This is a genomic window from Mesorhizobium sp. M7A.F.Ca.CA.002.09.1.1 (assembly GCF_003998555.1).
In the GTDB taxonomy this organism is placed as follows: domain Bacteria; phylum Pseudomonadota; class Alphaproteobacteria; order Rhizobiales; family Rhizobiaceae; genus Mesorhizobium; species Mesorhizobium ciceri.
In genome coordinates this window covers 1-10,494 of sequence record NZ_RZRR01000081.1, presented here as the reverse complement: position 1 = coordinate 10,494, position 10,494 = coordinate 1, and the positions used below count along the sequence as shown (strand labels likewise).

Below are 10,494 nucleotides of genomic sequence, written 5' to 3'. Positions count from 1 at the left end.
GGCTTGAAGCTAACCAATCTCCCCCCTCGTGAGGGAGATTGGCAGCGTCAGCCGCCGCTTAATTGATGCTCGCCGTATTCGCCGGCTCAACCGGCCGCGCCTCGTCGGCATAAGGCACGCGAAAACCATTCGCGGCCAGCCAGTCGATTGCCGCCTTCGGCTCGTCGGTCTGGATGATGGTGGCGCCGCGATCGGCCCAGAAACCCCAGCTTTCGCGCGGCAGGCTGGCCTGCACCGCCAGTTCGTCGCCGCGGCCGCCGGCGAGGAAGCCGCCCGGTTTGTTGGCGATGGCGTAGGTGTCGGCCCAGATGTGCCAGTTGCCCCTGACTGCGGCCGCGCGCATGCGCGTGCTGAACAGCGGCCCGCCCGTCTCGGTCAGCGTCTCGGCGCCTGCCCGCCAGTTGATCAACTCGATCGCGCGCGGCGAGAAGGCGCGGTCGACCGTCCCGGCGAAACCGGCGTCATGCACCGCGTCATCGGCGATGATCGGCATGAACTGGAAGCCGCCGCCAATGGTCTCCATGGCGGCCTTGACCGTGGAAATCCGTTGTGAATTCCACAGGTTCTCCTTGACGATGACCTGTTCGGCCATGCCGAGACCGCGAGCGACCGCAATCATGCCCGGGAGGGCGCCGACGTCGAGCTTGTTGTCGAGGTTGATGAGGATGCGGTTTCTGGTCGCCATCAGCATCTCGTGCAGCGTCGAGACTGTTTCACTTGTCGCCGCACCGGTGCCCTCGACCACCAGCCGGCATGTCTTCAGTTCGGCCAGCGTGTACATGACCACCTCGCCCTTGCAGGTCGTGGTGCGGTCGAGCCAGCTGTCATGCATGACGACGAACTCGCCGTCCTTCGAGCGCCTGATGTCGACCTCGACGATTTCGGCGCCCATGGCGATCGAGCCCTCCACGGCGGCAATCGAATTTTCCGCGTAGAGCGTCTTGCCGGCCTGCATGCTGCCGGCGCGATGCGCAGCCACCATGACGTGATCGCGCCATTGGTTGGCATGCTCGAAGCGGTCGAGGATCTGTCTGGCGCGGGTCTCGCCGGCCAAGGCCTGGCCAGAGGCGGCTGCCACGGCCGTGTAAAGCAGAAAACTCAGCCAGATGGTCCGCATCGAGAATCGCTCCTTGCCGGATCGACACCCGGATAGGCGACGCCCGTGACATCTGGGTGAACGAAGCCGGCTAGCGGAATACTCGCAGCAGGTGCGTCAGATGCGTTTCGAGAGCCTGCGGAACCACGCCATGGCCGGCATCTCGACAAAACGCCAGGTGATCCAGGAGGCGGCAATGGTAGCGGCGAGCATGACGACGATCGCCACCGCCCCCGTCCAGCCGGCACCGAAGCCGGTGGCAGGCTGGCCGCGCAGCATGAAGTCGCCGATCAGGCCAAGGCCGAGCTTGCGCTCGACGAGCCCCGCGACGTTGATCAGGCGCGCCTGGACGAAGATGTGGACCATGTAGATCGAATAGGACAGCGCGCCGAGCGTCAGCATGAACGGGGCTCTGAGCAAGGCGCTGATCCAGCCACCCTCATGGGCGAACAGAAACAGCGCCAGCGCGAACACCAGGGGTGCCGCGATGCCGAAGTCATTGTCGCCCGCCAGCGAAACGAAAAGCACGATGACGGCCACCATGACGATTTCGGCAAGGGTCCAGTCCATCCGCGGGCCGCCCCTGGCGAGAGCCTGTCGCGCCCCTGCAATGGAATCATGCTGAAACCAGGCCAGCAAGGCGCCGAGCGAGAAGCCGTACAGGCAACGGATGAAGCCGAAATCGAAGGACACATCCATATGATGGGTCGAGAAGCCGAGCAGGAACAGCGGCGCGGTGACGGCGGCCGCGACGAACCATATCCAGGCGCGCACGCCGGCGACGAAGACCACGCCGGCAAACAGGAGATAGGCGAAGAACTCGGCCGAAATGCTCCAGCTCGGCGCATTCCAGGTCAATTGATCCTCGAAGCCGACACCCTGCAGCAGAAGGAGATTGGCAAGCAGGCTGTTGAGGTCGAAGCCGCCGGTGAAGGGGGCAGCCCCCGTGCCGTGCAATTGCGGCAGCATCAGCCGCAGCAGCTCGAAACCGGCGAAGGCGGCAAGCATGAGCAGATGCAGCGGGTAGATGCGGCCGAAACGGACCAGGGCGAAACGCGCGACCTGTCCCGGTTGGTTGAGCCGATCGCCGTAGCTGCTGGCGATGACGAAGCCGGAAAGGACGAAGAAGAAATCGACGAACAGGTAGGACGAACCGATGAAGGCGCTTTGCGAAATCGTCGAACCGGTAGGAAAGTGAAACAGCGCCACCAGAAGCGCGCAGATGCCGCGCCACGAATCGAGGACCAGGAAGCGTTCGCCGGCGACCGTGCCGGTGTGGGTCGACGCCGCGGCACGGGTGGGGTTGAGAAACGCGGTCTGCGTCATGATGATACAATCCTGTCTTGCCGTGGCACTCGGGCAGCGCCATTCCGTCTCGCCAAGCTATGACTGGCATCTTCCGTGCCGGTTCTGTAGTTGTTGCAACCCGATGAAAAACGAGGATCCGTAATGGCGAACCACACCATCGACAACGCCTTCACCGCCCGTTCCAAAACGGGCGCCGCGTTCGAGCCGACCTATTCCGGCGCGCTGTCGTTCATGCGGCGCAAATACACCAAGGACGTGAAGGGCGCGGATGCGGTGGTGTGGGGTATTCCCTTCGATGCCGCCGTCACCAACCGGCCTGGCGCCCGCTTCGGGCCGCAGGCGATCCGCCGTGCCTCGGCGATCCTCGACAACGACCCGCAATATCCCTTTTCACGCGATCTGTTCGAGCATCTGGCGGTCGTCGACTATGGCGATTGCCTGCTCGATTCGGGCAACCATCAGAAGACGCCCGGCACGATCGAGCGCGAAGCGGCGAAGATCCTCAAATCAGGCGCCTTCCTGTTGACGCTCGGCGGCGATCATTTCGTCACCTGGCCACTGCTCAAGGCGCATGCCGCCATCCATGGTCCGCTCGCTTTGGTGCAGTTCGACGCCCACCAGGACACCTGGCCGGACGACGGCAAGCGCATCGACCACGGCTCCTTCGTCGGTCGCGCCGTCAAGGAAGGCATCATCGATCCCGACCGGTCGATCCAGATCGGCATCCGCACCCATGCGCCCGACACGTTCGGCATCAAGATCCTCCATGGCCATGAAATCGAGGAGATGCGGGCGTCCGACATTGCCTACGCCATTGTCGACCGCACCGGCGGCAAGAAGACCTATCTCACCTTCGACATCGACTGCCTCGATCCGGCCTATGCGCCCGGCACAGGCACGCCGGTTGCCGGCGGCCCGTCCTCGGCCAAGATCCTGTCGACTCTGCGCCAGCTCAACCAGATCGATATTGTCGGCGCCGATGTCGTAGAGGTTGCGCCGGCCTATGATCACGCCGATATAACGGCAATCGCCGGCTCGATGGTGGCCATGCAATATCTCGGTCTGCTTGCTGAACGGAAAGCCCGGCTTGAAGAGCTGAACAACGGCAATCACAATGGTGCCGCAGTGATTCAGGGTCAGGGCATATAGTCTTGAAAACTCAGGGAATTTGAACAACCCATGAAACCGAAAATCTTCATCGACGGCGAACACGGCACCACCGGCCTGCAGATCAGGGCGCTGCTTGCCGAGCGCGGTGATCTGGAGATCATTTCCATCCCCACCGAGCGTCGCAAGGAAACGGCGGCACGTGCCGAGTTCCTCAATGCCGCCGATGTCGCTATCCTGTGCCTGCCCGACGACGCGGCGAAGGAAAGCGTCTCGCTGATCGCCAACGACACCACCAGGGTCATCGATGCGTCGACCGCGCATCGCGTGGCGGAGGGCTGGGCGTATGGTTTCGCCGAGATGGACAAGGACCAGGCAAAGGCGATTGCCTCGGCAAAGCGCGTCGCCAACCCAGGCTGCTGGCCGCAGGGACCGATCGCGACGCTGCGGCCGCTGGTCACAGCAGGCCTGCTGCCGGCCGATTTTCCGATCACCGTCAACGGCATTTCGGGCTATTCCGGCGGCGGACGGCCGATGATCGAGGACTACGTCGCCAAGGGCGAGGACGCCTCGGAATTCCTGCCTTACGGCCTCACCCTGCAGCACAAGCACGTGCCGGAATTGAGGGCCTATGCAAGGCTGTCGCATGATCCGATCATGCAGCCGGCGGTCGGCAATTTCGCGCAAGGCATGATCACCGTGGTGCCATTGCAACTCGGCGGCCTCGACCATGTGCCGACCGGTGCGGAGCTGCATGCGGCGATTGCCGACCATTTCGCCGCCATCAAGGGCGGTGTGGTCGAGGTGGCGCCCTATGCGCATTCGGAGCGCATGCCGGAGATCGATCCGGAGATCTACAACGGCACCAACCGGATGAAGGTCTATGTCTTCGCCAACGACAAACGGGCGCAGGCCCTGCTGCTGGCGGTCTACGACAATCTCGGCAAGGGCGCCTCGGGTGCCGCCGTCCAGAACATGGATCTGATGCTCGGCCTCTGATGGACACGCCAGCCTTTCCGGCGCGCTGGAAAGTCAGCGCGCCCGAACTCGTTGCCGAGACCTTTTCGAGCCGCATCTGGAAGGTTTTGCGCGAAGACGGATCGCCGGCGATCGTCAAGGCGCTGAAGCCTTTCGATGACGTCGCCGACGAGTTGCGCGGAGAGCACTATCTCGCCTGGCGGCGCGGCGAAGGCGCGGTGCGTCTGCTCGGCCGCGACGGCCACAGCATGCTGCTCGAATATGCCGGTGAAACCCTGCTGCAGCAGGTTCTCGACGAACAGGGCGACTTTGCCGCGACCGCAATCGCGGCGGAGCTGATGGCAAAACTGTTTTCACGGGGGAAAGCCCCCTACCCGCCCGAGCTTCAGCCGCTCCGGGAACGCTTCGCCAGCCTGTTCGACAAGGCGAATACCGATCGCGACGCCGGCCTTGACAGCCTCTATGTCGAGGCAGCCGTCATCGCCGAGCGGCTGCTGGCCGATCCGCACGACATCAGGCCCCTGCATGGCGATCTGCATCACGAAAACATCCTGCACGGGCCGCGCGGCTGGCTGGCGATCGATCCGAAGGGCGTGCTCGGCGATCCCGGCTTCGACGCGGCGAACATGTTCTACAACCCGCTCGACCGGGACGATCTCTGCCTCGATCCGAAGCGGATCGCTGATATGGCCGAGATCTTTGCCAGAACACTGAGCCAGACACCGACCGCTATCCTCGATCATGCCATTGCCTATGGATGCCTGTCGGCGTCCTGGCATCACGAGGACGACAATGCGGTCGAGGAGAATCGCGAATTGTCGATCGTCAAGGCGATCCGGGCGGTGCGGGCAAGCTTCTGATCCGACCCAGTAGATCGGCTCGGGATCAGCCCCTGAGCGCTATTCCCGTCGGCAAGGGATAGGCGCCCTTGGTGCCGCGCCAATGGGCTGCTGCAAAGCCCAGCACGATCAGCGCAAATCCCTGATGGGTCAGCGCCATATGCAACGGCACATGCATGAGCAGCGTGCCGACGCCGATCGAGGCCTGCACCAGCACCAGTAGAAACAGCAGCGTCGCGCGGCGCGCATGCGTCGAGCCTGGCAGCCGCCGGCGCGTGGCGATCATGTGCCACAAGGCCACGACGAATACCGTGTAAGCGCCAAGCCGATGGACGAACTGCACCGTCTTCGGGCTCTCGAAGAAGTTGCGCCATGCCGGCTCGAGGATCAGCAGATCGCCGGGAATGATCTTGCCGTCCATCAGCGGCCAGGTGTTGTAGCTCAGACCCGCATCGAGCCCGGCGACCAGGCCGCCGAGATAGATCTGGATCAGCGCCAGCAGCACGATGAAGCCGGCCAGCCTCTGCGTCGACCTATCGGCGGCAGGCTCGGAATGCGGCGCCAACCCGCGCGCGACCACCATGGTGGCGGTGAAGATCAGTGCGGCAAGGGTCAGGTGGGTCGCCAGGCGGTACTGGCTGACGGAGACCCGGTCGACCAGGCCAGAGGCCACCATCCACCAGCCGATGGCGCCTTGCAGGCCGCCAAGCAGCAGAATGCCCACGAGTTTCCGACCCAGGCCGCGCTCGATGCGGCGCGTTGCCCAGAAAAACAGCAGCGGCAAGGCGAAGACCAGGCCGACGCTGCGCGCCAGGATGCGATGCGCCCATTCCCACCAGAAGATCGATTTGAACGCTTCGATGCCCATGCCCTTGTTGAGCTCGGCATATTGCGGGATCTGCTGGTAGAGCTGGAATTCCTCTTGCCACTCGGCATCGTTGAGCGGCGGGATCACGCCATGGATCGGCTTCCACTGCGTAATCGACAGGCCGGAATCGGTGAGCCTGGTGGCGCCGCCGACCAGCACCAGCGCAAACAGCACCAGAAGCACCACATAGAGCCAGGCGCGCAGCAGCGCCCGGTTATGCAGGTCGCGGTCGCGGGCGACGTATGGCGCGGCAGCTGATATGGCAGCCATGATCTTGTCCCGGCAGGTTGATTTGGCGGATTGGTGGACCATCGCACCCGTGCTGGCAAGACCATCCGGCGCGGCACGCCGTCGCGCCGCGTCTCACCGGTTGCGCAGTCTCGCCTCAAGGCCTATGCGAGGCCGTTACCCCTTGAGCCTGCCAGGCCGCCTGTGCAAATTCCGGCATGCTCGATCAGGAGACCAACCATGCCCCTGCGCCTGAAAAAGCTGATCGGAATGTTTCTGCTGGTGGCGCTGGTCATCATCTATGCGCTGGTCGCATCGATCTTCGCGGTCGCCCGGCTGTCGGAGTCGGGTCCGTGGGTGCATTTCCTGTTCTTCCTGCTCAGCGGCCTGGTCTGGGTGCTGCCGGCAATGGGCATCATCAAATGGCTGATGCTGGAGCCGAGGGCCAAGCGCTAGGCGAAACCGCCAGCGTCAGATGGTGACGACCATCTTGCCGGCATTGGCGAGCGGCGTCGTCACGCCCGACAGCATGGTGCGAATATGGGCGAGGCTCTGATAGCGGCCGTTGACGGAAATCCGCGGCAAAGCCTGCAGGAACCCGGCATGTTCGGCGCGCAGCACGCCGTGGCGCGTCGTCACGGCAGAGGTGTAGCCTGCGTCACGGGCAAAGCCGACTTCGCGACAGCCTACGGCACTCGCATAGCCATAGGGGTAAGCGAAATGGCGGGGCTCTTCGCCCAGTTCGGCCAGCAACATGGCGCGCACGGCGCCGATCTCGTGCCGGGCATCGGCTTCGGAGAGCCGCTTCAGATTGCTGTGGTTGATCGTATGGGCGCCGATCGTCACCAGCGGATGCGCGGCGATGCGGCGGATTTCGTCCCAGTTCATCAATGTGCGCAGGCGCGGACCGTCGGCGTCGATGCCATTTGCGCGAGCCAGATCGCGCAACACCGCCTGCAGGTCCTTCTCGCGGATTTCGGAGGTGAGATAGGCGTGCAGGCGTGCATTGGCCTGCAGCTTCTTCGCGGGGGTCGAGCAATCGATCGTCAGCGGACCCTTCGGCCGCGTCAGCGTCAAGGTATCGCGCGCGTTGACGATGTCCTCGACAACGTCCCACCACAGGTCGGCTGTGCCGTTGATCAGCCCGGGCGCGACATAGATGGTGATCGGCGCGCCGTGCTTCTCCAGCACCGGCAGCGCCTCGACCATATTGTCGCGATAGGCATCGTCGGCGGTGATCGTGGCAAACTGACCGCCTTTGCCGCCCGCCTTGATGCGCTCGACGGCTTCGTCCATGGAGACGAAGGCATAGCCATGCGCCTTCATGTCGGCGATCATGGCATCGAGGAACCCGGGCGCGATATTCAGATGCCGGTTGACGCCGTCCGGCTTTTCCGGCGTCGCGGTAACACGGTGCAGCATCAGGATGGCGCCAATGCCGCCGATGAACGGCTTGGCCAGCGGTGCAAGGCCGGTATAGCGGGCGACGTTCAGCGCCAGTTTCCGGATTGCCTCCCCGCCGTCGATCATTCATTCACCTTTTGCGCCTAGGCTGATCCAAGCACGGAATGCGCCTATGCGAACCCCCAAATCGCGACCAATACGCCCTAAGGATTGAGGTATGGTTGACGCAACTGCGTCATTTGACGGCAATCGGCTTGCGGCAACCGAGGCATCGTCGCGCGCCTTGCCACGGGACCGTGCCGGCCTGTCGATCTCGGTGGCGTCCACGGACGGACTGGCGGCCTATGCCGAGTTCTGCCGCTCGGCTCTGTTTGGTCCGGCGCAGAGTGCTGCCTGGATCCTGAACTGGGCGGCCGAGACACGACCGGACCTGCTCGTCGCGACGCTGAGTGCCGAGGGCAAACCGGTTTTTTCGCTGGCGCTGGAGGTTGCCTCGAAGGGGCCGTTCCGGATCGCCCGCTTCATGGGTGGGCGCCACGCCAACGGCAACTTCGTCGCCGCGGACCCGAACTGGCTGGCCAAGGTGGATATGCCGGCCCTCCGATCGGTGCTGGCGGCCATCGCCGAGGCACGCCCGGACATCGATCTGGTCGCGCTCGAGCGGTTGCTGCCCGATCTCGACGGCGTCGCCAATCCGCTCGCATCGCTTGACCATTTTTCCAGCCCCAATCTGTCGCTGGCCGTCGATCTCGCCGGCGGCTTCGATGCGCTGCTTTCTCGCGCCAGTGGCAAACGCAAACGCAAGAAGCACCGGTCGCAGATCCGGAAATTCGAGACCGTCGGCAGCCACCGGCGCATCGAGGCCCGCACCCCGGACGAGATCGACAGGCTGCTCGACGCCTTCTTCGAGATGAAGGAACTCCGCTTCCGCAAGATGGGCATCGCCAACGTCTTCGGCGACGCGCAGGTGCGCGGCTTCTTCCGCGCGCTGTTTTCGCAAGCACTTAGCGAGGACAAGCCTTCCTTCGTGCTGCACGGGCTCGAGGTTGCCGGCAAGCTGCGCGCCATTACCGGTTCAAGCCGCTCGGGCAAACGCCTGATCTGCGAATTCGGAGCGATCGCCGAGGACGATCTCGGGCACGCCAGCCCCGGCGACTTCCTGTTCTTCGACAACATCCAGGAAGCCTGCGAGACCGGTTTCGAGGTGTATGACTTTTCGGTAGGAGATGAGCCTTACAAGCGGCTGTGGTGCGATATCGAAACGCGGCATTTCGAAGTGCTGGTCCCCTTGACCGTGAAGGGCCGCATGCTGGCGCTGACGCTTCGGCAAGGCGCGCGGCTGAAAGCCTTCGTCAAGAACAGCCCGACGATCTGGAAGCTGACCAAGGTGCTGCGCCGCAAAGCCGCCGGCCAGGCGGCGCCCTCGGAAGAAGATAGCTAACGCAATGACGCCGATCATCCGCACACTGTCCCTGCAGGAACTGGCGCTTCTCGTCGACTGGGCAGCTGCGGAAGGCTGGAACCCAGGTCTTGAAGACCCGGCGATGCTCCAGGCGGCGGACCCCGAAGGCTTCATCGGCGCCTTTGTCGGCGACGACATGGTCGCGGCAATTTCGGCCGTGGCCTATGGCAGCGAATTCGGCTTCATCGGCCTCTACATCTCCCGGCCTGACATGCGCGGCATGGGCTACGGCAAGACGGTGTGGGACGCCGGCATGAAAAGGCTTGCAGGCCGGACCGTCGGCCTTGACGGCGTCGCCGAGCAGCAGGCCAATTACCGGCGCAAGGGCTTCGCGCCGGCCTACGAGACCATCCGCTTCACCGGGCGCAAGGCAGGCCCGACGGCCAGGGCCGATGGGTTGCGGATGATTACAACGCAACTCCTGTCCGATGTCGTCGCCTATGACGCCCATTGCTTTCCGGCGCCCCGAGACGCCTTTCTGAAGCGATGGCTGCAAGAACCGCATCATGGGTTGGCGGCAATCGGTTCGCGCGGCGTCACCGGCTTTGGCGTGGTGCGCCGGTGCCGATCCGGCTTCAAGATCGGCCCGCTGTTTGCCGACGACATGGAAATCGCTTCGCAACTCCTGGAGGGACTGGCCGGTGCCTGTGAGGGCGGCGAGCTGCATATCGACGTCCCCGCCGATAACACCGGTTTCATAACTGCGCTCGATGCGGCCGGCTTTGCGCCGACCTTCACCACCACGCGCATGTACAAGGGGCCTGCCCCGGAACTGGACCTGCAAAGGGTGTTCGGCGTAACGACCCTGGAACTGGGCTAGATCGGGCGAACCGCTGAACGGCTCCGCCAGGCGATCCGCAGCTCTCTCAGGCGGCGGCAGTGCGCCGTCCCGGCACCGGATTGCCGGGCGGTTCGTGGCCGAGCGGCGTCACCAGCGTCAGGTCGGGATAGCCGTTCTCGATCAGCTTGACGGCAGCCTGCGTCACCTCGTCGTCGGCCTCCAGCATGGAGAGAAAGACCTCGGTGGCGTCGCCGGTCAGACGGCCGATGCCCTGCGCGTCGGCTGGTCCGCATTCGACCACGACCAGATCATAAGCCGTTGTCAGCGACTGCATAATGATCGGCAGCCGGTCGGCAGCGCGCATGGCGCGGACCGGATCGGCGGTTTCGACCGGAATGACGTGACAGTCCGAGTAGAGATCGG

Annotated in this window: 10 protein-coding genes and 1 pseudogene; 6 read left to right on the top strand and 5 right to left on the bottom strand. The window is 64.1% G+C overall.

Annotation, left to right across the window (positions count from 1 at the left end; all coding sequences use genetic code 11):
- Positions 1-58: 58 nt before the first annotated feature.
- Together EN994_RS06080 and EN994_RS06075 are read right to left on the bottom strand one after the other, a co-directional pair.
- Positions 59-1,117, bottom strand: a complete 1,059-nt coding sequence (locus EN994_RS06080) for a glycerophosphodiester phosphodiesterase family protein (protein ID WP_013532209.1) — start codon at positions 1,115-1,117, stop codon at positions 59-61.
- A 96-nt stretch (positions 1,118-1,213) separates the two neighbouring features.
- Positions 1,214-2,422, bottom strand: a complete 1,209-nt coding sequence (locus EN994_RS06075) for an acyltransferase (RefSeq protein ID WP_013532210.1) — start codon at positions 2,420-2,422, stop codon at positions 1,214-1,216.
- Positions 2,423-2,545: 123 nt separating this feature from the next.
- Here EN994_RS06075 and speB point away from each other — a divergent pair, with 123 nt between their 5' ends.
- The 3 genes from speB to EN994_RS06060 are packed head-to-tail and all read left to right on the top strand — an operon-like array spanning position 2,546 to position 5,349.
- Positions 2,546-3,553 carry an agmatinase gene (speB, locus tag EN994_RS06070; protein ID WP_013532211.1) on the top strand — a complete coding sequence of 336 codons (1,008 nt, stop codon included), beginning with the start codon at positions 2,546-2,548 and terminating at the stop codon, positions 3,551-3,553.
- 30 nt (positions 3,554-3,583) lie between these two features.
- A complete protein-coding gene (argC, locus tag EN994_RS06065) occupies positions 3,584-4,510 on the top strand; it encodes an N-acetyl-gamma-glutamyl-phosphate reductase (protein WP_013532212.1) in 927 nt (308 codons plus the stop codon).
- Positions 4,507-5,349 (top strand): aminoglycoside phosphotransferase family protein, encoded by an 843-nt coding sequence (locus tag EN994_RS06060; protein ID WP_199489656.1) that lies wholly within the window; start codon positions 4,507-4,509, stop codon positions 5,347-5,349. The genes argC and EN994_RS06060 overlap by 4 nt, the downstream gene beginning before the upstream one ends.
- Positions 5,350-5,374: 25 nt before the next feature.
- Here the strand turns inward: EN994_RS06060 and EN994_RS06055 are convergent, their stop codons facing one another.
- Positions 5,375-6,466 carry a COX15/CtaA family protein gene (locus tag EN994_RS06055; protein ID WP_082826667.1) on the bottom strand — a complete coding sequence of 364 codons (1,092 nt, stop codon included), beginning with the start codon at positions 6,464-6,466 and terminating at the stop codon, positions 5,375-5,377.
- A gap of 198 nt (positions 6,467-6,664) precedes the next feature.
- Here EN994_RS06055 and EN994_RS06050 point away from each other — a divergent pair, with 198 nt between their 5' ends.
- A complete protein-coding gene (locus EN994_RS06050) occupies positions 6,665-6,880 on the top strand; it encodes a DUF2842 domain-containing protein (RefSeq protein WP_063167779.1) in 216 nt (71 codons plus the stop codon).
- 15 nt (positions 6,881-6,895) lie between these two features.
- Here the strand turns inward: EN994_RS06050 and EN994_RS06045 are convergent, their stop codons facing one another.
- Positions 6,896-7,954, bottom strand: coding sequence for a polysaccharide deacetylase family protein (locus EN994_RS06045; RefSeq protein ID WP_063167778.1), 1,059 nt, complete (start codon positions 7,952-7,954; stop codon positions 6,896-6,898).
- 91 nt (positions 7,955-8,045) lie between these two features.
- Here EN994_RS06045 and EN994_RS06040 point away from each other — a divergent pair, with 91 nt between their 5' ends.
- A complete protein-coding gene (locus EN994_RS06040; protein WP_063167777.1) occupies positions 8,046-9,269 on the top strand; it encodes a GNAT family N-acetyltransferase in 1,224 nt (407 codons plus the stop codon).
- Between the two features lie 4 nt (positions 9,270-9,273).
- On the top strand, positions 9,274-10,110 hold the full coding sequence (locus EN994_RS06035; protein WP_063167776.1) for a GNAT family N-acetyltransferase: 837 nt from the start codon (positions 9,274-9,276) through the stop codon (positions 10,108-10,110).
- 46 nt (positions 10,111-10,156) lie between these two features.
- On the opposite strand, the pseudogene EN994_RS06030 reads toward EN994_RS06035, so the two are convergent.
- Positions 10,157-10,494 (bottom strand): annotated as a pseudogene (locus EN994_RS06030) (tyrosine-protein kinase family protein); the annotation flags it as partial.

What these genes read in the sequence shown, in the direction of transcription:
- EN994_RS06080 (WP_013532209.1), bottom strand. Translation starts at nt 1,117, where the DNA reads ATGCGGACCATCTGGCTGAGTTTTCTGCTTTACACGGCCGTGGCAGCC.
- EN994_RS06075 (WP_013532210.1), bottom strand. Translation starts at nt 2,422, where the DNA reads ATGACGCAGACCGCGTTTCTCAACCCCACCCGTGCCGCGGCGTCGACC.
- speB (WP_013532211.1), top strand. Translation starts at nt 2,546, where the DNA reads ATGGCGAACCACACCATCGACAACGCCTTCACCGCCCGTTCCAAAACG.
- argC (WP_013532212.1), top strand. Translation starts at nt 3,584, where the DNA reads ATGAAACCGAAAATCTTCATCGACGGCGAACACGGCACCACCGGCCTG.
- EN994_RS06055 (WP_082826667.1), bottom strand. Translation starts at nt 6,466, where the DNA reads ATGGCTGCCATATCAGCTGCCGCGCCATACGTCGCCCGCGACCGCGAC.
- EN994_RS06050 (WP_063167779.1), top strand. Translation starts at nt 6,665, where the DNA reads ATGCCCCTGCGCCTGAAAAAGCTGATCGGAATGTTTCTGCTGGTGGCG.
- EN994_RS06045 (WP_063167778.1), bottom strand. Translation starts at nt 7,954, where the DNA reads ATGATCGACGGCGGGGAGGCAATCCGGAAACTGGCGCTGAACGTCGCC.
- EN994_RS06040 (WP_063167777.1), top strand. Translation starts at nt 8,046, where the DNA reads ATGGTTGACGCAACTGCGTCATTTGACGGCAATCGGCTTGCGGCAACC.
- EN994_RS06035 (WP_063167776.1), top strand. Translation starts at nt 9,274, where the DNA reads ATGACGCCGATCATCCGCACACTGTCCCTGCAGGAACTGGCGCTTCTC.